Origin of the sequence: Flocculibacter collagenilyticus, from assembly GCF_016469335.1 — a bacterium.
GTDB classification, from domain to species: Bacteria; Pseudomonadota; Gammaproteobacteria; order Enterobacterales; family Alteromonadaceae; genus Flocculibacter; species Flocculibacter collagenilyticus.
Map to the genome: position 1 here is coordinate 166,488 of NZ_CP059888.1, position 20,002 is coordinate 186,489.

Below are 20,002 nucleotides of genomic sequence, written 5' to 3' on the forward strand. Positions count from 1 at the left end.
TATTTTGATTATCATTTATTGCGCACGTGCTGGTGGCTGTTGGTATCAGTTAAGCAGTAAACAAATATAGCGTGCGACGATCACACGCTTTGAAAGGCTTGAATACCGGTTTGCGCACGACCCAAAATGAGTGCATGGATATCGTGCGTGCCTTCGTAAGTATTAACCGCTTCTAAATTCATCATGTGACGAATAACATGGAATTCGTCAGCGATACCGTTACCGCCATGCATGTCACGGGCAACACGTGCAATGTCGAGCGCTTTTCCGCAAGAGTTACGTTTTAATAAAGAAATCACTTCTACAGGTAGGTTTTGTTGATCCATTAAACGGCTCGCTTGTAGACAGCCTAATAAGCCTAGGCTTATTTCTGTTTGCATATCAGCCAGTTTCTTTTGTACTAGCTGGGTTGCGGCTAATGGCTTGCCAAACTGAGTACGGTCTAAACAATATTGCCTAGCGGCATGCCAGCAAAACTCTGCTGCACCTAATGCGCCCCATGCAATACCAAAACGTGCCTTGTTTAAGCAGCCGAACGGCCCTTTCAACCCTGTTACATTGGGCAAATGGTTTTCGGTTGGTACAAACACTTCATCCATCACAATTTCACCAGTGATGGAGGCACGTAACGAGAACTTGCCTTCAATTTTAGGGGCTGACAGCCCTTTCATGCCTTTATCTAGAATGAAGCCATTGATCACGCCATCAAGCTTTGCCCACACCACAAATACGTCAGCAATAGGTGAATTTGTGATCCACATTTTGCTACCGCTTAACATGTAGCCGCCGTCAACTTTTTTGGCGGTAGTTTTCATACTGGCAGGATCTGAGCCAGCGTCTGGCTCGGTTAATCCAAAACAGCCAATCCATTCGCCAGTAGCGAGTTTAGGTAAGTATTTTTCGCGCTGAGATTCTGTGCCGTATGCATAAATGGGGTGCATAACCAGTGATGACTGTACGCTCATTGCAGAGCGGTAGCCGCTGTCTACACGTTCCACTTCTCGTGCAATTAAGCCATAGCAGGCATGATTCACATCTGCGCAGCCATACTTTTCTGGTAAGGTACAACCCAGCATGCCTAGTTCGCCTAATTCGTTCATAATTTCACGGTCAAAGTGTTCATGGCGATTAGCATGTAACACTCTTGGCATTAGCCGTTCTTGACAATACTGATGTGCAGTGTCGCGGATCATGCGTTCTTCATCATTAAGTAAGGCGTTTAGATTAAGAGGATCTTGCCAATCGAATGTCACTTTTGGAGATGTTTGCTCAGTCATACAGCGCTCATTATTTAGTTCAGTTGATGGGTTTTTAAGCTAGCATAAGCGCAGTAAAGCTAAAGGTGAAATATTCTTTATCTTTAAGTAGTATAGAAAAAAGCTATAGCTAAATGTAGTAATCAGCATTCAAAACGAGGAAGGGTAATGGATCTAAAAGCGCTTAAATACTTTGTATCTGTTTATGAAAATCAAAGCTTTAGCGCTGCTGCGGTACACTGTTATATCGCTCAGCCGTCCATTTCAGCAGCCATCCAACAATTGGAGTCGAGTTTGCAGTGCCAATTGTTTACCCGCCATGCGCGCGGTGTTACGCCAACGAGCCATGGTGACTTACTTTACCAGCACGCGGTCAGCTTATTGGGGCAGTCTAAAGCCATTACCGCCTTGTTTACTGAAGCATCAAATAGTCAGCCATTTCGTTTAGGATTAGTGCGAGCGTTAGGTGTTGATAGGATGAGTAGGTTGTTGAAAGAGTTCTCGGCACGAGTGCCAGAGCTAGAACTTACATTAGTTGAACCAGAGCAGCCATGCGATGCTCGAATCATTCATCGAGATATGTGCAGCAAAGACGAGCACTTTGTGCCAATGTGGCAAGATGAATATGCCTTAGCGGTGCCGCTCTCTCATCCGTTGGCTTTACAATCTGAGGTCAATTTAAATGATTTTGACGGCCTAGCGTTTATTGAGCGCGCTGGGTGCCATGCATGGGATCGGGTATCGAAAGAATTAATTAAGCGTAATATTCGAGTAACACCGACTGCACATATTCAAACCATTGAATATGCGATGGGATTAGTTAGAGCTGAAGTGGGATGCGCTTTAGTGCCAAAAATAAAACAAATATTAAGCTATCCCGATGTAGTGTTTAGGCCAGTTACTGAACTTAAATTAAAGCGCGATATTGGGCTAGCTTATCAAATACCGTCATCGAAGCAAAAAGCAGTAATAGGTACGAGTGTGGATGCAATGTCCACGTTAATTCGTTTATGTAAAAGTCGTCAACGCAAATAACGCAAATAACGCAAATAACATTAGTCTAATAAGTATTATAGAAGGATTTACCATGTTAACACTCGCGGATATCAACGCAGCACAACAAAGAGTAGCGCCTTATGTGCATAAAACACCAGTCTTAACTAGCCATCTATTAAACCAGTGGCTAGGGCATAATGTGTACTTCAAAGTCGAGTCGCTACAAAAGGTAGGGGCGTTTAAGGCAAGAGGCGCATGCAATGCACTAGCATGGCTAAAAGAGCAGGAGCAATTACCGAAGCATATTGTTGCTAACAGTTCGGGCAATCATGCTCAAGCTGTGGCGTGGGCGGCGGCGCAATTCCAAATTCCTGCCACCATTTTTATGCCAACAAATGTGTCTAAAATAAAAGCCCAAGCAACCAAAAGCTACGGTGCTAATGTAGTGCTGTGCAATACCCGCCAAGAAGCCGATGAGCGTGTTGCCGACGCGGCTGAGCAAACCGGATTTTACTGGTTACCACCGTATAACCACGAGCAAATTATTTGCGGACAAGGGACATGTGCACTGGAAGCGCTACAACAGCAACCCGATATAGATGCAGTATTTGCGCCTTGTGGTGGTGGTGGGTTGTTATCAGGCACTTATATTGCAACGAATGGGATTGCCGAGCAACAGCACAAACAAATTAAGGTGATTGGTGTAGAGCCGCTGATAGCAAACGATGCCGCATGTTCATTACGTGAAAATAAAATAATGACATTATCTGATACGCCATCCACGTTAGCAGACGGTGCAAAGACCTTAAGTGTTGGCTCGTTAACTTTTGAGTATTTAAAAAAATTAGATGGTTTTTATGAGGTGGAAGAGCGCGCTATCGCTTATTGGACGCAATGGCTCAATCATTTACTTAAGGTACGTATCGAGCCGACCAGTGCGATGTCTATGGCCGCGGCAGTACGGTGGTTGAAAACGCATGATGCTGCACAGGCTTCATCTAAACCACTAAATTTATTAATAATAATTTCTGGCGGGAATATTGATCAAAAAACGATGCAAACCATTTGGCAGACAGATTATTTAACAACTTTGCCACAAGAGTTTAGTTGAGTGTTCTATACTGAGTGTTCATTTATTATAAATACCTAGCATAAAATAAAGAGTCGGTATGACGGGAACACAAAAGCCTGAAGAAAATAATAAAAACTATTATGCCGATAACTTAGCAGAAGTTAATCGCGATAATGCTGTGGTTGCCAGTGAAGATATCGTCAACGATAAAGGCGTCCTGATTGTGCCTAAAGGCGCTCGGCTAGATCCAGAAACTGCGCGCAAAGTCACGCGGCATAAACTAGCAGTGCCGCTAGAAATGCGCGTTACGCTATCGCAGGGCTGTAATATCTATGAAGACTTCAAAGGCATGCCAAAGCACCCTGAGGTCGTTAATTTTTTTTCTAACCCTTTAACAACTAAAAAGTTTGCAGAAGAAAGTGAAAAAGTCCGTCGTTACCCCTTAATTACTCAAAAGTTAGCTGTGATGTCTTCGCAATTTCCCATGCTATACCTAAAAGCCGTAATGGGTGCGGCTGTAGCATTAATGATCTGCCAAGAAAGAGAACTAGATGATGATGCAACGCATATCGTTTTTGTGGCAGCATTGGCAAGAGATTTAGGTTTATTACACATAGACCCTGCGGTGGTAGGTAAAGAAGGTTCGATCACGGCTGAAGAGTGGCGATTATTGCAAGGGCATGTCGCAATCGGTTATCACTTTTTAACGTTTGTGCCTAAGCTGCCAAAAATGATTTCGCGTGCTGTATTAGAGCATCATGAGCGGACGGATGGCTTTGGTTATCCAAAAGGAAAGTTAGATAGTCAATTATGTGATGCGGGGCAAATTGTTGCATTTGCAGACCAAGTCATTGCGATATTTTTTAAGTATGTGGCTAAGCATGGTTACTCCCTCAGAGCGCTGGAGCCCATCATTCAGATTAACGTGAGTGTAAATCGCGAAGTCAATGCCAAAGCTGCATTGCGCCTTATTAATCGTATTGTTGCACCCATGACGACATGCCATAAGACTGAAGAAATACCCATGTTGATCTCTAATATCATCGACCGTAGGGTGAACTTGAAGCATTTATTTGAAATTATCTGCAGCATTAATGAAGTGTTAGCTGAAGAGTTTAATCATCCTGACTTATCACGAACGGCTGAAATGGTAGAGCAACTCAGCGATTTGTTTGTCACCTCAGGGATTAATGATGATTTATTTGTAAACTGGTTAGTATCGCTAGAACCAACAGATTGCCAAGACGAAGAAATACTCGACATTGAGCAGTATGCATTAATGTTAAATGAGGTCTCTTGGCACTTAAACCAGTTAACCAAACTGGTACGTGGCGTAGTAGCAAACTTAGATGCTGCAAAGCTGGATGAGCATGATATAGAGCAAAAAGTGAATATATTAGAGCAGTTGTTGAATAAATCTAGCAATGAGGTGTTGTGATAAAGGTCATAAAACCACGGATAAAAAATGCTTTTACAATGCTATGTGCTTTCATCGTTATGTAATATGAACGATTGTTCTAGAGTGATTGATGCCGACGAACATTATAGTTGCGGCTATATAAGCCGCCATTTATTCCTACAATGTTATAAACATGAAGTTGTAGAAATAAATGGGGTCGCTAACAACCTATAAATAGAAAAAACATAAAGCTATAACGTATGATTTGGCCCTCACTGGGGGCCAGTTTTTATAATACTATAGCTTTTACTTTCCTAAGGTTCGATCATAGTTTAATCGCTTAGCAGCATCTAAAGTTAGCATTTGCATAAACGCTTTTGTTTCAGAATCACTACCCACTGGTGCGGAGCCACCTGCCCCTCCGCCAAATACATTGGTAGGTACTTTACGGTTCGCGAAGGCCGATGCCCACAACTGTTGAATTTTGATTTCAGCTTCTAATTTTTGTGCCAATGCATTATCCGCTTGTAAGATCACTTTCTTCTGATAGGCTTCTGCATCAGCTAATGTACGCTGTGTTTGCGCCTCAATTTTAGCTTTTTCAAAGTTAATTTCAGCAGTTTCTTTTTGAATAGCAGCTTCTGCCTTAAGCTTCTGTGCGCCAGTAATAGCTAACTGTTTATCTGTTTCAGCTTCAGTTGTTTTTTGAATTTGCTCTACTTTCGCTTTTGCTTGGCGTTGTGCTACCTCACGTTCACCTCTGGCAATTGCTAACAAACGCTGCTCTTCTTCCTGAACACGTTGTTCACGTGCGATTGCTCTATCTGCGGATGCTTTCTGTTTTAACTGCATACGTTCAATAAACTTCTGATTGGGTTTCATATCTGTTACTAATGCTGATACAACAGTGATCCCAAAATCTATGAAACGTTGAGTTTTACGTCTTGGTTGTCCATTTTCATCGAGCACTTTTTTGACCAAGAAAACGGTTTTAGAGTCTTCACCGTACTCCTCTTGATCTGTGCCTAACGAGGCATTCGCAGATCCAGAGCCTGTTTTTCCGGACTTAATTGTTACCTCTTCTCGCTTAACTAAAAATATACCGTTGCTCATCTGATTTTCAAATTCTGAGTTAAACTCTGTTCGGCCACCTGCATAGTATTCCTCTGCTGCCATTAGGGATGCGTTAGCTTGCAATGTTTCTTTGAAGGCAGGTAAAAGTGCGGTACGTAATAAGTTTTCTGGGGAGCGGTATTCATGTGCTAGTTTTAAGAAAGACTCTTCATCGGAAGGAATAGAAAAACGTACTGTCGCCTCAGCGTGCGCGTCTACTTGATCAAGAAACATGATACTCAATGGTGGTAAATTCGCAGACGCATTATCTGCATCCTTTTCCGAACTGATTCCGTTAATTTCAGAATTAGCAGCTTGCACTGTCATCGCTCTTTTCCATGAGTTATATCGCCCAAATGGATAGAACTTATAACCTATTTCAGTTACCACGGCTTCATTACCTGTAACAGTTCTGACATGGTAAATATATCCAGGCTCTGCATAAAAGAATGACTCAGAGAGCACATATATCAATACGAGCATGGCAATACCCGCAGCGATGAACTTTTTGATGAGTGATGATTTGGACTTTATAACTGATACAGCATCCATTATTGAAATAATCCTTATTTAATACTTGGTTAAGAGGGCAGATACACTTGGGTGTATTACAGTAATCAAATCTATACTGTTGAGATAAACGCTACATTATTTGTGTAATTTGTCATTGTTAAAATGAGGTTAAGTTCATCAGTGAACACGTATGAGTTCATTAATTAGGGGGGGATCAATAGAGGTGATTGTTGTTTAACGAGATATTAGCTAAATAAATGCTCCTTTAAACGCTGGTCATATCCTATTGAAATCCATTTTATGAACTTACAATGCCATTGCATATTTAACGGTATTAACTACAACTACTTCACCATAGCGCTTGATTTAATCTCAGAGGTATATTCGGGGCGATGATACAATTTTTTAATGTATTGTTAAAGTTTTTAGTGATTATTCTCGGTTGGTGCACTAGCTGAGAGCCCGAAAAACTTTCTTTTCCTAGTTGATGTAGCTGAAATACGGATTTAATAATGCAAACTGTTTTTCATCTACCCAATGATCAACCACAAAGTGGTTAAGTTTAAAATAGCCTTCTTGTTCCATGTTCAGCTTTTCAATCAGTTTTAATGATGGTGTATTTTCAACGCTAACTAGTGCAATTAGTTTACGTACTTGTATTTGCTGTTGTAGTGCGTCAATAAAGGCTGTCATGGCTTCGATGGCATAGCCATGGCCTTGATAAGCGCGATTAAAGCGATAGCCAATTTCAACAATATTATCTTCGTGGCTGGTATAACGAAATGCGACACTGCCAATCACGGCTTTGTCGCGTTGCAGCTCAACCATAAAACAAGCCCATTCATGTTCGTCACCCTGCCATGGGTCTAGCAAGTCGATAAAGGCACGTTTGGCATCTTCTACACTCGGTACTTCACGAATATGCCTACATACTTCAGGATCTAATGTATGAATTAAATGTGCTTCTTGATCTTGTGAGATAGGGCGTCGCACCGTTAGCCGTTCAGTGGTTAAGTGTAACGCATTGACTTTTTGGCATAAGGTGTTGGTTGTCATGACTTTTTACTCCATTCATATTGAATAAGTAGAATGGCACTAAACGGTCACAATTGAAAGGTGATACTCGCTAATAGGCTTCACTATGGAAAATAATCATCAGATGCTTCTTGATATTGTAGTTTATTAAATGCGTCTTTAGAAATTAAATTAACAGTTTCATGCGCTTGCGAGAAAACAATAACAATATCACCGAGCACAAGTTGCTGCTTTATTTGTGCTATTTTGGCCTCTAAAGTGACTTCGTTAAAGCCATAATCGGTGCCTTCACGCAGCACATATTCTTTAATTAAATTAGCTAGAGTGTCGGGCGAAAGTTGATCGTGTGGAATCAGCATTAACGGGTAGCCTTGTGCTTAAAAGTGTTCAGCAAAAAATTGCGGTATACGGTGTTCTAGCCAAAAAATAGGTTTTCGTGGGTTGTGGCCTGCAATAAACCCTACGTGCCCGCCATGCTCGCTTAATTCATAACGAATTGCACTAGAAAGTTGGTGCGTTTTTGGAATAACTGCATCAGACATAAACGGATCATCTTTGGCGTGAATAATTAAACTGGGTACGCGAATAGACTTGAGGAAAGGCATACCACTTGCGCGCTGGTAATAATCTTCGGCATCAATAAATCCGTGTATGGGGGCGGTAATCGCATTATCAAATTCACGGAGTGTTTTGAATCGTTTTACATCATATGGGGAATACGACAAAGGGAAGCCTTGTTGCATTTTTTGTAACTTGTTTATCGTGCTGGTTTTGAGCATATCCAACAGATATTTTTGATAAATTTTAGAGCTACCTTGTGTAATTCGGTGCGAGCTGGATGCTAAATCAAATGGTGCGCAAATGACGGCAGCGCATGACAACGGAGACTTGTCGCCTTGTTCCCCCAGATATTTTGCTAAAACATTGCCGCCTAAGGAAAAACCTACTGCGGCAAGTGGGCTGTTAGGGTAGTGTTTGCGAATGTGGTTGATAAAGTAGTTAGCATCGTCTGTTTCGCCAGAATGATAGGCTCTGGCCAATCTATTTATATCACTGCCGCATCCACGAAAGTGCATTAATACGCCGGTCCAACCTGCATCAGCAATGGCTTTCATCATGCCTTTGGCGTATACACTATTTACCGACCCTTCCAGGCCATGAAATACCAATACAATAGGGGTGGTTGTTTGGTGTGATACTTTTTGTGTCCACGCTAACTCAACAAAGTCACCATCAGGCAACTCAAGCAGCTCAGGCTGAGTGCTAAGGTGAAAGTGCTTTCTAATTACACGGGGCATAATGGTTTGCAGGTGGCAATGTTTTAACCACCAAGCGGGTTTAAATAAGCTTTTTACTATCATTTGTGGCGCAAATAAAACAGATTATTCCATTTCTAACAAAATTAACGTGCATTGCTTTGGGCAAGCAATACCCGCTTGTGCATGCTTTTCAGGTGGCAGTAAGTGTAACGCTTGCTTGCAGGTGGGGCAAAGTACTTTTTTCCCCGCCAGCACTTTTTTGATCAGTGCTTTTTGTTGGTGAAAAGAGTCGGCTGTTTTTTTATTAATCGTACTAAAATCTAACTTCATGATAATTATCTACATTAAGGACTTTAACGTTTGGCGAAACCATTTATGTTGAGCTGAACAGTCGGTGCGTTGATGCCAATATAAATTGACTTGATAGTGAGGTATTGAAAAGGGAAAAGGAAATTGCTTTACAGCTAACCCCTGACAATAGGCAGTGGCTATTTTTGTGGGCAATGCACAAATATAGTCCGTTTGCTCGACAATTTTTACAATATTGGCGGCATAAGGTACTCGCATTACGACTCGGCGTGTTTGTTGCTGCTGTTTAAGGTAGGCGTCACTGTCACGTACGCCTTTTTCTTCTACCGAGAAGATAACATGTTGCGCGGTAATATAATCATCAAAGGACAGTGTATTTTGAATATGGCTGTGTTTGTTACTGACAACACAAACATAGTTATCTTCAAACAAGCGTGTTTGATACAACCCGGCATCCGCAATGGCAAATAAACTACCAATGGCAAAATCTAATTTGCCTGAAGCTAGGTGTTGGTGCACGGTATCGCGATCTAAGTGTACCACTTGTAGCTCAACGTTTGGGGCGTGTTCAGACAGGTAAACCGCAAGTTTAGGCAGTAAAAACGCGCCATTAAAGTCGCTTACTGCTACTTTTATGACGGTATTGCACTGTTCTGGCGAGAAGGTTTTATGAGCCAGTATAGGCGTCTGCAATAACGTAATTGCTTGTTTAACATTTGGATAAATACCATCAGAAAAAGGCGTGGCCACCATGCCGCCACGCGAACGCACAAAAATGGGATCGTCAAAATAGTCCCGTAATTTTTTTAGGCTATGACTGATAGCAGGTTGGCTTAAATTCAGGTGCTCAGCAGCGAGTGACAGGCTTTTATTTTCATAAATTTGTAAAAATACCTGCATTAAATTTAAGTCAAGCTGAGTAATATTCATTTTGTTAATAACTCAATATAACTTCTATTCATTTTTTTGATAGTAGTTTGTTCACTACACTGGATCAACGTAAACATTCAATTTTAAGATCAGTACACGGATGAAAGTAGCAGAGTTATCGACAAACATAGCGTATCGCGCTGCATTTTTAGCAGGCATTAAGCACAGCATTCCATTAGTTATTGGTGCGATTCCCTTTGGGATTATTTTTGGCACACTTGCACAACAGCAAGGCTTAGCGCTTTGGTTTACCCAGTCGTTGTCAATTTTTGTTTTTGCTGGGTCTTCACAATTTATTGCGCTAGGGCTATTGGCGACTGGCGCAGCGCCTTGGTTGATTATAGCGACAACATTTGTGGTTAATTTACGGCATATGCTATACGCGGCTAGCTTATTGCCCTACATGCACCAGTTACCACAGCGTATACGTGCATTGATGTGTTTTGGTTTAACAGACGAGACATATGTTGTGGCAATAAAACGCTACGAGCAAACAAGTGAGTCGGCGTCGGCGCATTATTTTTATTTAGGTTCTATGTTTGCCATGTATGTTAATTGGCAAATATGTACCTTATTAGGTTATACCGTAGGTGAAGCGGTACCAGAAATTGGCCAGTGGGGGCTGGAAGTGGCTATGCCTATAACTTTTATAGGCATAGTCGCGCCTTATTTAATTAACCGGGCAATGTGGGCTACGGTAGTAACGGCGGGAACGTTAGCGGTGCTGTTACATCATTTACCGCATCAACTAGGTTTGATTGTGAGCGTAATCGTTGCGGTAATATGTGGCGTAATAGTGAATGTGTATATGCGTATTCCGTCGCCCGCAATTAAAAGCGAAGCTGGCATGAGTAAAAATCAAACCGAGTGTGAGCCAACGAAATATGCTTCCGTTCAGGAGAAAGGATAATGAGCGATTACAGTTTATTAGATTTTGTACTGATTGTAATAGGCATGACCGCGGTTACGTTTTCCATTCGTTATGTGCTGATTGCATTCGCCGGTAAGTTTACTTTACCTCGTAATATTCAGGATGGCTTGGTGTTTGTACCCGTTGCTGTGCTTTCTGCATTAATAGTGCCCGCACTGGTAATGCCGCATAATCATCAACTTAATTTAACCCTAACTAATCATTATTTATTGGCTGGCATAGTGGCCTTTGCCGTGGCCAAATGGACGAGCAATTTATTGCTAACCATTGCGTTAGGGTTAATCAGTTATTTTCTATTTAAGCTACTACTTTAATAAGCGCCGCAATATTAAGACTTTGGTGCCTGATGGATTTGATAAGCAAAGTAGCATGCATAAAATACACAAAGACCAATGACTAATGCCAAGCCTGCAAACGAGACAAGCAGAACGGGATCGCTAAAAAAGTCTCTAAAAAATACCTCAAACATTGTATCCATGTTGGACTCCTTACGCTGTACATTTAAAGGGTAGCGCCATAAAAGGCGATAAGTTGATAGCGCTAATTGTAGGAGTCTGTTGGATATGTTCTATGACATAGATCAAAGAATGCGCTAGCTGGTTAACCTAGTTGCTCTACTATTTGATTTAGATCATGAATTTGCTTTAAATGTGCCGCATAAGGCGTTGGGGTGAGCAGCGCAATATAGGTATATAAATTACCTTTTTGTGCAGCGGCCGTTTTTGTTGAGTTTGCTTCAGTCAGTGAGTCTAATTGATATAGCGTTGCTGTTAGCATTGCTTGTTCAACCCGCTCTAATTCGAGTTCTGCGGAAAGCAGACTTTTTTTGATTTTATCAGCAGCCGCTTTAGGCAGTTTTTCAGCTGCGGCACTGATCCGAAGTGCTCTTAGTCTAGTTGTGTAATTTTCATTCCAGTGCGCAATCACTTTTTGCAGCCGTTTAATGTGTTGCTCGGTTAACGTTACTTGTTGCGCATCGCACCATAATAGCAGCAGCATAATATTCACATTGGCGCCGAACTTGTCTTGCCAATATAAGCAAATCTCTTTGACGTTTGCTTTTGAATAAATTAGTAATGAAAATACCCACAATTCTTCGGTGGCAAGATCGCGATGGGGTAGTGACATAGCTGCTCCTATGGTATTAGCTAGTTATCAGCATCAAATGCTTGTTGTTTTAGCTCTAATGCTTCGCTGGCTTCCATCCACAATTCTTCAGTTTCTTCCAATGTAATAACTAGTTTAGCTTGTTGTTCAAGTAATTGTTTTAATTTATCTTTGTTTGAGTCGTCGTACAATGCATTATCACTAAGCGACAATTCAAGGGTATGCTTTTCTTGGTTTAGCTTCTCTAACTGCTTATCGAGTTTTTCTACTTGTTGTCGTAAGGGTTTGGTTTGTTGTCTAAACTCAGCTTCTTTACGCTTTTTATCTTTGCGATTAACCGCAGAGTGCTCTGAACTTGGTTTTGTTGATATGGCGGCCGCTTCTGCTTTATTAGCTTCGGTTAACCACTGATGATAATCGTCGAGATCGCCATTAAATGCCGTTACGCTGCCATCTGCCACTAAGTAAAATTCGTCAGTGGTGGTTTTTAACAAGTGACGGTCGTGCGATACAATCACCATTGCACCTTCAAAGGCTTGTAGTGCCATAGCAAGGGCATGGCGCATTTCTAAATCTAAATGGTTAGTAGGTTCATCCAGTAAGAGTAGGTTAGGCTTTTGATAAACAATCATTGCTAGTACTAAACGGGCTTTCTCGCCGCCGGAGAAAGGAGCAACTTTGCTGGTGGCATTGTCACCACTAAAGCCAAAGCGACCTAGATGATCGCGTAATTGTTGCTCTAACACGTCGGGAGCCAAGTGCTGCATGTGTTGCAGTGGTGTTTCGTCAGAACGCAAAAATTCTAATTGATGCTGCGCAAAGTAACCAATTGCTAAGCCATTACTGGTTTCATACAATCCACCCAGTGGTTTTAGCTCGCCCGCTAAGGTTTTAATAAAGGTTGATTTACCAGCCCCATTTCGTCCTAATAATCCTATTCTGCTGCCAGGCACTAGGTTAAGTTTAATATTCTCTAAAATGGTCTTGGTTGGATAACCCGCTTGCATTCGCTCCATATAAACTAATGGATTAGGCAGTTGTGGCGGAGTGAAGAAGTCAAATTGAAACGGGGAGTCCACATGAGCAGGCGCCAAATCTTCCATGCGCTCTAATGCTTTTAAACGACTTTGTGCTTGTTTGGCTTTGCTGGCTTTGGCGCGAAAACGATCAACAAACTTTTGTAAATGTGCTTTTTGCTTTTCTTGCTTTTCATACATTGACTGTTGTTGTGCAAGTTTTTCAATACGTTGGCGTTCGAAGCTTGTGTAGTTACCGGTATAGCTGTTTAGTGTTTGATTTTCGATATGGATAATCTGATTGACTACGGTATCTAAAAAGTCGCGATCGTGAGAGATTAAAATCAGTGTGCCCGGGTATTGTTTTAACCAGCGTTCTAGCCAAAACACGGCATCTAAATCTAAGTGGTTAGTAGGCTCATCCAGTAAGAGTAAGTCGGAGCGACATATAAGGGCTTGAGCAAGATTCAGGCGCATGCGCCAACCACCACTAAAACTTTTTACAGGTTGATCTAATTGTGCTGTTGTAAACCCCAAACCATGTAATAACTCACCCGCTCGGGCGTTAATGCTATAAGCATTCATGGCGTCCAGCTGATGGTGAAGGTGAGCAATTTTCTCACCATTGTCAGCCTGTTCTGCCTCAATCAGTGCTTGTTGAATTGTGCGATATTCCACATCGCCGTCAATCACATATTCAATGGCTGGTTTTTCTAATGCGGGGGTTTCTTGTTTAACCGAGGCTATTTTCCAATCATTAGGATAGTTACACTCGCCTTGATCCAAGCTAATTTCACCGCGAACAAGTGCAAATAAACTGGATTTACCACAACCATTTGCGCCAGTTAACCCAACTTTATGGCCAGGATAAATGGTCGCGCTGGCATCGGAAAGAAGTGTGTTTACACCGCGTAATAATTGAACATTGGAAAGCTGGATCATACTTGTTTACGTCTCTTACTTGCATTAGAAGTGGTTGTGCGATGAGCATTTTAGCCCAGCCCATGGTTGAATGCTATTGATACATTACGCTGTTATCGAAGAGGAGGAACAGGTAAAATTAATGAGTAAGAATGTGAGCCGCGAATGGTTCACTCGATTTAAGTAGCATAATGGGCAAGAAAATGAGTGAAAAGAGTACGCTGAAAAAGAAACGTTTTATAGCTGGTGCGGTGTGCCCAGAATGCAAAAAAATGGATACCATGCAGCTATATTTAGAGAATAATGTAGAGAAAGTCACCTGTGTTGCATGTGGGCATAGCATGGTACAGCCTGATGATACCGTGTCTGCCGCCACTAGGCAGTTTGAACAGGTTATTGGTGTGTTTAAACCAGAATAATAAGTACTCGTTTTAGTGTGGCTTTGTCATTTGGGTAAGTGACAAAGCCACGCACGACTTTCTACTAAGGTTGCTATCCCATTTTCGTGGTGTTACGGCCACTACGTTGAGAATGTCGAATATGACCATAATTCAGCACAGCCACAAACAAACTACCGCCAATCATATTGCCGAGTAAAGCGTGACCAATAAATGACACTGCTTGCACTAAAGTGAATTCGTCACTGATTAAGTAGCCAACGATCATTTCAATTGAGCCTGCAATAGAGTGATGTAAACCACCAATACCAATCAAAAACGTAACAATGTAGATTGACACAATTTGGCTTAATGTAGAGTGAGTAGACAACACTATCCAAGCGCCTAACGCCATTAGCCAGCCTGCAAGCACCGCACTTAAAATAAGTGGTACCGAATCAAAATGCACTAGGTGTTTGGCGATCATAATGTAACCCGCTTCTGCTTGAATTACAGGATCGGCCAAAATTAATAATTGGGCACTAATTAAGCCGCCAACCAAGTTACCAGCAATAACCGTTAACCACAGCATGATTAACCCTTTAAAATCACTCTTTTCATCCAAAACAGGATAAACCGCAGTGGCGGTATGTTCGGTGAATAATTGGGTGCGACTTAAAATACACAGTACAAAACCAAGTGGATAAAATAACGCAATGGTTAGCCTTTCAAGCCAAGGATTTTCAAATTCGCTGGCAAACTGAGAAACCACGGCAACGGCCATTACGGTAAAACATAAGATCATACCCGCAGCAATGGCTGATAAGAATAGCGACACCAGCGGTCTGGCATGCTGTTCTAAGCCTTCATGAATGGCGGTTTCTAAAATATCGTCAGGATGACGAAACGTTTCGTCGGTGCGCTTGACAATAACAGGTACGTAGGCGCGATCTTCTTGTTTACGCTCTAAAACGCGTTTGGTTTCTTTTTCTTCAGCGTAACTGATTTCATCGCCGTCAGGGGTGATTATTTTTTTAGGTTCTTCTGGTGCGGCTTCGCCCGACTGTTGGCGCGAAGTGATATTTTGCTTGTTATCTTCGTTCATAATTGACCTAGTAATGCGGCGGAGGTGGCTCTTCCTCTGCTGTGGTTATGGTTGATGAATGTGTTTCTTTAAATTTTTTACCCAATAACTCTATTTGCTTTTGTAATAATTGTAGCTTTTCTTGGTGATGTGCGATTTCATCATTAAGTTGATTTATCGTGTCATCCTGAAATGCTAATTTACTTTCTAACTCTTCTATACGTTGCTCAAGCTTATTTTGTTCAATTTCCGACACGGCTAGCCTTTAATTTTTTGATTGATTGACCACACTTCAGCTAAACCGCTAGAGCTTTCAGTCAGTAATTGCTTGTTATTATTGATGAAGCTGACGCTATATACAACCGAACTTTTTGGTCGAGTGTTTTTTCTTGGTGCAACTAACCACTGTGCGATAGCTTCGCCACTTTCAATATTCCACAATGTCAGGTGGCGAGAAGGTGAACCTGTCGCTAACCACTTTCCATCTTCACTAAACCTCACTGCACTAAAAATAAATTGGCGCTGTATATATTGTAGTTGGCTGATTGCTTCACCGTTGGTTAAATCCCAAATTACACTCTTTTTCTTGCTATCTGCGGTAAACGCATAACGCCCTTGAGGATCAAGTGCGACTTTAGTTACACGGCTAGGGTGATTAAAGCGATAAATAACTTGCCCGCTTTTAGTGTCCCACAGGTAGGCAACGTAATCATTTGAAGCGGTGAGGGCGTAGCGCCCATTGGGTGACATATCAACTGAATTGATTTTTTGCTGGTGGCCTAAAAACTCAAGACGGCGCGCCGATGCCAAATTAATGTGTACCACCACGCCGCTACTTTTACCTATTAATAAATGCTTCCCGTCATTAGATACCGCCACATCACGCACTTTTGAGTCTTTCACTTTCCAATAGCCTTCAGCATCACCGGTTTCAATGTTCCACAACACAAAGGTTTCGCTATCAGCAGTGAGCGCGTGCGAATTATTATGAGAGATATGTGAAGCAAGCACTAAATTTTCTGCATCATCATTATGTTTCCATTGATACTTTAATGCGTTAGATTGGTTATCCCAAAGTGCTAAGCCATGATGAATCGAAGAGACAATACTGTATTTCCCATCGTAAGAAAGATAACCACTATAAGACCCTTCAACGGCATGCTCAATGGACGCGTCGGCATCACTGGCAATAGGTGCACAGCCAACAGTTTGGCTTAGTCCGAATAGGGCAATAATGTAGATAAAAGTTGAGAATAAACGATGCATTAAGCGTCCTAATTAAGTTCTCCCCGCCTAAGTAACAACATGGGGGTGTACCATTGCTTTTAATAAGGTTACCATAAACCACGAAATACGCTGATTTCGTACAAGTATAGAGTGATTTTACATGATTAGAATGATTACTATATCGACCAGCAACAAAAAAATTTCAATAAATAAAAGCAATTAGGAATAAAATTTCATGCGCACATCTTTTAAATTGTCTTTGTTGGCGACTGCGTTAGTTGCGCTAACAGCGTGTAACCAACAAAAAGCAGAACCAGAAGCTGCTAAATTAGAAACTGAAGAACAAAAACAAGCATATAGCATTGGTGCATCTGTAGGTAGCTACGTTAAAAACCAGCTAGATGTACACAATGACCTTGGCATTAAACTAGAGTCAGATTTAGTGGTTCAAGGAATGAAAGATGCTCTAGCAGGTAAAGAGCAAATTACTGCTGACGAAGCAAAAGCAATTTTAATGGCGTTAGACGCTTCAATGCGTGAAAAGAAAGCGGCTAAAGATGCAGAAGACAGCAAACTAAACATTGAAAAAGGCCAAAACTTCTTAGCTGAAAATGCCAAGAAAGAAGGCGTAGTAACGCTAGAGTCAGGCTTACAGTATCAAGTATTAAAAGAAGGTGAAGGTCCTAAGCCTGCAGCGACTGATACCGTTAAAGTACACTATCACGGTACATTATTAGATGGTACTGTGTTTGATAGCTCGTACGATCGTGGTGAGCCAGCAGTATTCCCTTTAAATCGTGTTATTAAAGGCTGGACTGAAGGCGTACAGTTAATGAAGGAAGGTGCTAAGTATAAATTCTTCATCCCATCTGAATTAGCGTACGGCGAGCGCGCTACGGGTAAAATCACACCAAACTCAACATTAGTGTTTGACGTAGAATTACTTGAAGTACAAGGTGCAAACAGCTCAGAAGGTGCTTCTGAGTAATAGTGAGCGCTGTTAAGCTCAATTAATTATAGTGTTAATGACTATAACGTGAAAAACGCCAGCGAATGCTGGCGTTTTTGTTATGCAAGCCCTTGAAATAGTGTTCATTAGTAACTGCCGACAATAAGTTAAGTGCGAATTAAAGCAGTAATTAGCTGATAATTGCTGGATATCTATCTTTTATTTAACCTGTTTATTAATAGGCTCAGCGATTAATCGCTACATCCTGCAACGACTCCAAGGAAAGAAGCGCGTGACAGAAATCAGCCATTCAATATCTCTCGTATCCACACCCCACAAGGCATTTTTCAACTTAATGGTACATGGCAACCAGCGAAAGACATTGCCAAAGTAGATGTATCTGCATTAAAAATTCACAGCCTTTCAATGATGGGTACTGATGGCTGGGTAAAGCTGAATATTGAAAATGAAAGAATCATTACGCTACTAAAGAAGGTACGCGCCAGACTACTAGAACACCTGACTAGCTCCTATTGATTCAAAGTAAATTATCATTAGGAATGATGATGTAAAGAGTGGGAATAATAATTAACCCGAGCTCGGTTTAAGACATAAATGCTTTTACAGTAATCGAAGGTTTGTGTTCTTTATGACGATAAGTAATGAGTGCTCCGAATACGATGAATATCAGGCTATGTAAACTTCGTTGTCGCGAATGCCCTAATTAGCAGATATGTTGTATTTGGCCATTTACCGTTATCAATAATAAATCGCCTTGATAACAATGCCTGTCTCAAGCAGAAATGGTTTTAGCCTTCATGTTGCTGCGGAGCTTGGGGTAACTCCTCGACCTAGTTGTGTCATCTTTGTAAAGGTTTGTATTTCGGCTTGCTTAAACTGTGACACACTTTGATACCTGTTGAGTCAATAATATAAGCATCATAATCGGCTGATTTAAGCATCTTGAGAGCGGTGTCATAGCGAGAGGCATAAGTTCTAAAAGCCTTGTATAACTCAGTGGTGTAGGGAAGTCCTTTTATGAAATGAGCAATATTGCCTTTATAAAAACGTTTAAAGTTTCGGTGGTGTGACATATGAAAATGACAGTAATGACTGTCAAGTAACTACTCGAGCTTGTAGTTCAAAATATCTTCCACCAACACCCTATAATCACTCACTGCATCAAACTCAGTAATATGCTTCGTTGCCTGTTGGCTATCTGGGTTGGCAACGGCGAGTAGGTGTTTAATGCCGTATTGCTGGGCGCTTTTTAAAATATCTATGCTGTCGTCAACAAATAACGTGTGTTTATTGTTAAAATTAAACTCTGCTTGTAGTTGTTGCCATAGTTGCTGAGACTCTTTGGTGACGCCATATTGATGGGTGGAAACCAGCGTGTCGATATGTTGATCAAGCTTGGTTTTTTCTATCTTAAGTGACAAGCTGTCTGGGTGGGCGTTTGTGACTAAAATCACTTCGCGTCCACTTTGTTTTAATGCGTCTAGAAATGGGATGGTGTCTTGTCTGATGGCAATTAAATGGTCAATTTCTCGTTTTAATGCAGTGATCGGTAAATTGAGTTTTTCAGTCCAATAATCTAGGCAGTACCACTGGATTTGTCCGCTGACTTGCTGGTATTCATTTTTTAAAAATTGTTGTGCTTGCTCAAGCGTAATATTTTCTTGCTCTGCATAGCGTTGTGGTAGCAGAGTAAGCCAAAAGTGGTTATCGAAGTGTAAGTCCAGTAAAGTGCCATCCATATCGAGTAAAACAGTGTGGATTTTTTCCCATTGCAGCATAGATTTTTCCTGTGTATTCGATTTAAGATGAAGGTCATTATTAGCAGTTTAGTTGGGTATTGTTTCATGAGTCAGTCAGATTCGCAAAATTCGCCTTTTATATCTCCTCATTTTGCTTCTGAGCCAGCACTTTCTAAAGAGTTACCTATAATTAAACAACAAAAAGTGGTAGCCGAAAGTCGCTTATTTAAAATTGAGCAGTTAGATCTCACCTTTTCTAATGGGGCAGAGCGTGTTTACGAACGTATGCGCGGCAGTGGCAGAGGTGCGGTGTTGATTGTACCGATAATTGACGAGTCAACGATGCTGTTGGTCCGCGAATATTCAGCGGGTACACATGATTATCAATTAGGTTTTCCTAAAGGATTAATAGACCCCGGTGAAACTATTTACGAAGCAGCGAATAGAGAGTTGATGGAAGAAATTGGTTATGGCGCCAATAAATTAGTGCCACTCAAAGAGGTAAGCCTAGCGCCCGGCTATTTTAATGCCAAAATGAATATCCTGTTAGCGATGGATTTATATCCTAGCAAATTAGAAGGCGATGAACCTGAGCCGCTGGAAGTGGTGAACTGGCAAGTTGATAACACAACAGAATTATTATTAAGAACAGACTTTACGGAAGCGCGCAGTGTAGCAGCGTTATTTTTGGCAGAGCGCTGGTTACAGCAGCATCACTCGAAATAATAAAATTAAGGTAAATAGACAT

22 protein-coding genes are annotated in these 20,002 nt (G+C 41.4%); 8 read left to right on the forward strand and 14 right to left on the reverse strand.

What is annotated here, in order from left to right:
- Window positions 1-80 precede the first annotated feature (80 nt).
- Window positions 81-1,277 carry an acyl-CoA dehydrogenase gene (locus HUU81_RS00765; protein WP_199610338.1) on the reverse strand — a complete coding sequence of 399 codons (1,197 nt, stop codon included), beginning with the start codon at window positions 1,275-1,277 and terminating at the stop codon, window positions 81-83.
- A 147-nt stretch (window positions 1,278-1,424) separates the two neighbouring features.
- Here HUU81_RS00765 and HUU81_RS00770 point away from each other — a divergent pair, with 147 nt between their 5' ends.
- The 3 genes from HUU81_RS00770 to HUU81_RS00780 are packed head-to-tail and all read left to right on the forward strand — an operon-like array spanning window position 1,425 to window position 4,762.
- Window positions 1,425-2,291 (forward strand): LysR family transcriptional regulator, encoded by an 867-nt coding sequence (locus HUU81_RS00770; protein WP_199610339.1) that lies wholly within the window; start codon window positions 1,425-1,427, stop codon window positions 2,289-2,291.
- A 52-nt stretch (window positions 2,292-2,343) separates the two neighbouring features.
- Window positions 2,344-3,363: a serine/threonine dehydratase gene (locus HUU81_RS00775; RefSeq protein ID WP_199610340.1), complete on the forward strand. Its 1,020-nt coding sequence runs from the start codon at window positions 2,344-2,346 to the stop codon at window positions 3,361-3,363.
- A gap of 58 nt (window positions 3,364-3,421) precedes the next feature.
- Entirely contained in the window at window positions 3,422-4,762 is a 1,341-nt protein-coding gene (locus HUU81_RS00780) for an HD-GYP domain-containing protein (protein WP_199610342.1), read from the forward strand.
- A 267-nt stretch (window positions 4,763-5,029) separates the two neighbouring features.
- On the opposite strand, the gene HUU81_RS00785 is transcribed toward HUU81_RS00780, so the two are convergent.
- The 6 genes from HUU81_RS00785 to HUU81_RS00810 form a co-directional block, all read right to left on the reverse strand.
- Window positions 5,030-6,388: an SPFH domain-containing protein gene (locus HUU81_RS00785; protein WP_199610344.1), complete on the reverse strand. Its 1,359-nt coding sequence runs from the start codon at window positions 6,386-6,388 to the stop codon at window positions 5,030-5,032.
- A 441-nt stretch (window positions 6,389-6,829) separates the two neighbouring features.
- Window positions 6,830-7,405: a GNAT family N-acetyltransferase gene (locus HUU81_RS00790; RefSeq protein ID WP_199610345.1), complete on the reverse strand. Its 576-nt coding sequence runs from the start codon at window positions 7,403-7,405 to the stop codon at window positions 6,830-6,832.
- An 83-nt stretch (window positions 7,406-7,488) separates the two neighbouring features.
- Window positions 7,489-7,743 carry a YheU family protein gene (locus tag HUU81_RS00795; protein ID WP_199610347.1) on the reverse strand — a complete coding sequence of 85 codons (255 nt, stop codon included), beginning with the start codon at window positions 7,741-7,743 and terminating at the stop codon, window positions 7,489-7,491.
- Between the two features lie 18 nt (window positions 7,744-7,761).
- On the reverse strand, window positions 7,762-8,745 hold the full coding sequence (locus tag HUU81_RS00800; protein ID WP_199610348.1) for a hydrolase: 984 nt from the start codon (window positions 8,743-8,745) through the stop codon (window positions 7,762-7,764).
- A gap of 21 nt (window positions 8,746-8,766) precedes the next feature.
- Window positions 8,767-8,973: a hypothetical protein gene (locus HUU81_RS00805; RefSeq protein WP_407644829.1), complete on the reverse strand. Its 207-nt coding sequence runs from the start codon at window positions 8,971-8,973 to the stop codon at window positions 8,767-8,769.
- Window positions 8,974-8,982: 9 nt separating this feature from the next.
- On the reverse strand, window positions 8,983-9,882 hold the full coding sequence (locus HUU81_RS00810) for a LysR family transcriptional regulator (protein ID WP_199610349.1): 900 nt from the start codon (window positions 9,880-9,882) through the stop codon (window positions 8,983-8,985).
- Window positions 9,883-9,982: 100 nt separating this feature from the next.
- Here HUU81_RS00810 and HUU81_RS00815 point away from each other — a divergent pair, with 100 nt between their 5' ends.
- Both HUU81_RS00815 and HUU81_RS00820 read left to right on the forward strand, forming a co-directional pair.
- Window positions 9,983-10,792, forward strand: coding sequence for an AzlC family ABC transporter permease (locus HUU81_RS00815; RefSeq protein WP_199610350.1), 810 nt, complete (start codon window positions 9,983-9,985; stop codon window positions 10,790-10,792).
- A complete protein-coding gene (locus tag HUU81_RS00820) occupies window positions 10,792-11,127 on the forward strand; it encodes an AzlD domain-containing protein (RefSeq protein ID WP_199610351.1) in 336 nt (111 codons plus the stop codon). Before HUU81_RS00815 ends, HUU81_RS00820 begins: the two co-directional genes overlap by 1 nt.
- A 14-nt stretch (window positions 11,128-11,141) precedes the next feature.
- Here the strand turns inward: HUU81_RS00820 and HUU81_RS00825 are convergent, their stop codons facing one another.
- From HUU81_RS00825 to HUU81_RS00835, 3 genes are all read right to left on the reverse strand, one after another.
- On the reverse strand, window positions 11,142-11,291 hold the full coding sequence (locus tag HUU81_RS00825) for a DUF3149 domain-containing protein (RefSeq protein WP_233520549.1): 150 nt from the start codon (window positions 11,289-11,291) through the stop codon (window positions 11,142-11,144).
- Between the two features lie 122 nt (window positions 11,292-11,413).
- A complete protein-coding gene (locus HUU81_RS00830) occupies window positions 11,414-11,941 on the reverse strand; it encodes a TIGR02444 family protein (RefSeq protein WP_199610352.1) in 528 nt (175 codons plus the stop codon).
- Between the two features lie 20 nt (window positions 11,942-11,961).
- A complete protein-coding gene (locus HUU81_RS00835; RefSeq protein WP_199610354.1) occupies window positions 11,962-13,878 on the reverse strand; it encodes an ABC transporter ATP-binding protein in 1,917 nt (638 codons plus the stop codon).
- Window positions 13,879-14,060: 182 nt separating this feature from the next.
- Between HUU81_RS00835 and HUU81_RS00840 the strand changes: the two genes are divergently transcribed.
- The gene (locus HUU81_RS00840) at window positions 14,061-14,276 is read left to right on the forward strand and encodes a YheV family putative zinc ribbon protein (RefSeq protein WP_199610356.1); all 216 of its coding nucleotides are present in this window, start codon (window positions 14,061-14,063) and stop codon (window positions 14,274-14,276) included.
- A 73-nt stretch (window positions 14,277-14,349) separates the two neighbouring features.
- Here HUU81_RS00840 and HUU81_RS00845 read toward each other — a convergent pair whose 3' ends face one another.
- Genes HUU81_RS00845 through HUU81_RS00855 form a run of 3 tightly spaced genes read right to left on the reverse strand, consistent with a single transcriptional unit; the run spans window position 14,350 to window position 16,584 of the window.
- Window positions 14,350-15,339 carry a formate/nitrite transporter family protein gene (locus HUU81_RS00845; RefSeq protein ID WP_199610358.1) on the reverse strand — a complete coding sequence of 330 codons (990 nt, stop codon included), beginning with the start codon at window positions 15,337-15,339 and terminating at the stop codon, window positions 14,350-14,352.
- 7 nt (window positions 15,340-15,346) lie between these two features.
- Entirely contained in the window at window positions 15,347-15,574 is a 228-nt protein-coding gene (locus HUU81_RS00850; protein WP_233520550.1) for a SlyX family protein, read from the reverse strand.
- Between the two features lie 2 nt (window positions 15,575-15,576).
- Complete coding sequence (locus HUU81_RS00855) at window positions 15,577-16,584, reverse strand: WD40 repeat domain-containing protein (protein ID WP_199610360.1); 1,008 nt, start codon at window positions 16,582-16,584, stop codon at window positions 15,577-15,579.
- A 196-nt stretch (window positions 16,585-16,780) separates the two neighbouring features.
- Between HUU81_RS00855 and fkpA the strand changes: the two genes are divergently transcribed.
- The gene (gene fkpA, locus HUU81_RS00860; protein ID WP_199610362.1) at window positions 16,781-17,533 is read left to right on the forward strand and encodes an FKBP-type peptidyl-prolyl cis-trans isomerase; all 753 of its coding nucleotides are present in this window, start codon (window positions 16,781-16,783) and stop codon (window positions 17,531-17,533) included.
- Window positions 17,534-18,618: 1,085 nt separating this feature from the next.
- Here fkpA and yrfG read toward each other — a convergent pair.
- Window positions 18,619-19,293, reverse strand: coding sequence for a GMP/IMP nucleotidase (gene yrfG / locus HUU81_RS00865; protein ID WP_199610364.1), 675 nt, complete (start codon window positions 19,291-19,293; stop codon window positions 18,619-18,621).
- 66 nt (window positions 19,294-19,359) lie between these two features.
- Between yrfG and nudE the strand changes: the two genes are divergently transcribed.
- Window positions 19,360-19,980 carry an ADP compounds hydrolase NudE gene (nudE, locus tag HUU81_RS00870; RefSeq protein ID WP_199610366.1) on the forward strand — a complete coding sequence of 207 codons (621 nt, stop codon included), beginning with the start codon at window positions 19,360-19,362 and terminating at the stop codon, window positions 19,978-19,980.
- The last annotated feature ends 22 nt before the right edge of the window (window positions 19,981-20,002 follow it).

Bases quoted from the DNA above. Each gene is read 5' to 3' on its own strand.
- HUU81_RS00845 (WP_199610358.1), bottom strand. From the start codon at position 15,339: ATGAACGAAGATAACAAGCAAAATATCACTTCGCGCCAACAGTCGGGC.
- HUU81_RS00825 (WP_233520549.1), bottom strand. From the start codon at position 11,291: ATGGATACAATGTTTGAGGTATTTTTTAGAGACTTTTTTAGCGATCCC.
- HUU81_RS00790 (WP_199610345.1), bottom strand. From the start codon at position 7,405: ATGACAACCAACACCTTATGCCAAAAAGTCAATGCGTTACACTTAACC.
- HUU81_RS00805 (WP_407644829.1), bottom strand. From the start codon at position 8,973: ATGAAGTTAGATTTTAGTACGATTAATAAAAAAACAGCCGACTCTTTT.
- HUU81_RS00815 (WP_199610350.1), top strand. From the start codon at position 9,983: ATGAAAGTAGCAGAGTTATCGACAAACATAGCGTATCGCGCTGCATTT.
- yrfG (WP_199610364.1), bottom strand. From the start codon at position 19,293: ATGCTGCAATGGGAAAAAATCCACACTGTTTTACTCGATATGGATGGC.
- HUU81_RS00840 (WP_199610356.1), top strand. From the start codon at position 14,061: ATGAGTGAAAAGAGTACGCTGAAAAAGAAACGTTTTATAGCTGGTGCG.
- HUU81_RS00785 (WP_199610344.1), bottom strand. From the start codon at position 6,388: ATGGATGCTGTATCAGTTATAAAGTCCAAATCATCACTCATCAAAAAG.
- HUU81_RS00765 (WP_199610338.1), bottom strand. From the start codon at position 1,277: ATGACTGAGCAAACATCTCCAAAAGTGACATTCGATTGGCAAGATCCT.
- fkpA (WP_199610362.1), top strand. From the start codon at position 16,781: ATGCGCACATCTTTTAAATTGTCTTTGTTGGCGACTGCGTTAGTTGCG.
- nudE (WP_199610366.1), top strand. From the start codon at position 19,360: ATGAGTCAGTCAGATTCGCAAAATTCGCCTTTTATATCTCCTCATTTT.
- HUU81_RS00855 (WP_199610360.1), bottom strand. From the start codon at position 16,584: ATGCATCGTTTATTCTCAACTTTTATCTACATTATTGCCCTATTCGGA.
- HUU81_RS00810 (WP_199610349.1), bottom strand. From the start codon at position 9,882: ATGAATATTACTCAGCTTGACTTAAATTTAATGCAGGTATTTTTACAA.
- HUU81_RS00770 (WP_199610339.1), top strand. From the start codon at position 1,425: ATGGATCTAAAAGCGCTTAAATACTTTGTATCTGTTTATGAAAATCAA.
- HUU81_RS00800 (WP_199610348.1), bottom strand. From the start codon at position 8,745: ATGATAGTAAAAAGCTTATTTAAACCCGCTTGGTGGTTAAAACATTGC.
- HUU81_RS00830 (WP_199610352.1), bottom strand. From the start codon at position 11,941: ATGTCACTACCCCATCGCGATCTTGCCACCGAAGAATTGTGGGTATTT.
- HUU81_RS00775 (WP_199610340.1), top strand. From the start codon at position 2,344: ATGTTAACACTCGCGGATATCAACGCAGCACAACAAAGAGTAGCGCCT.
- HUU81_RS00795 (WP_199610347.1), bottom strand. From the start codon at position 7,743: ATGCTGATTCCACACGATCAACTTTCGCCCGACACTCTAGCTAATTTA.
- HUU81_RS00835 (WP_199610354.1), bottom strand. From the start codon at position 13,878: ATGATCCAGCTTTCCAATGTTCAATTATTACGCGGTGTAAACACACTT.
- HUU81_RS00820 (WP_199610351.1), top strand. From the start codon at position 10,792: ATGAGCGATTACAGTTTATTAGATTTTGTACTGATTGTAATAGGCATG.
- HUU81_RS00780 (WP_199610342.1), top strand. From the start codon at position 3,422: ATGACGGGAACACAAAAGCCTGAAGAAAATAATAAAAACTATTATGCC.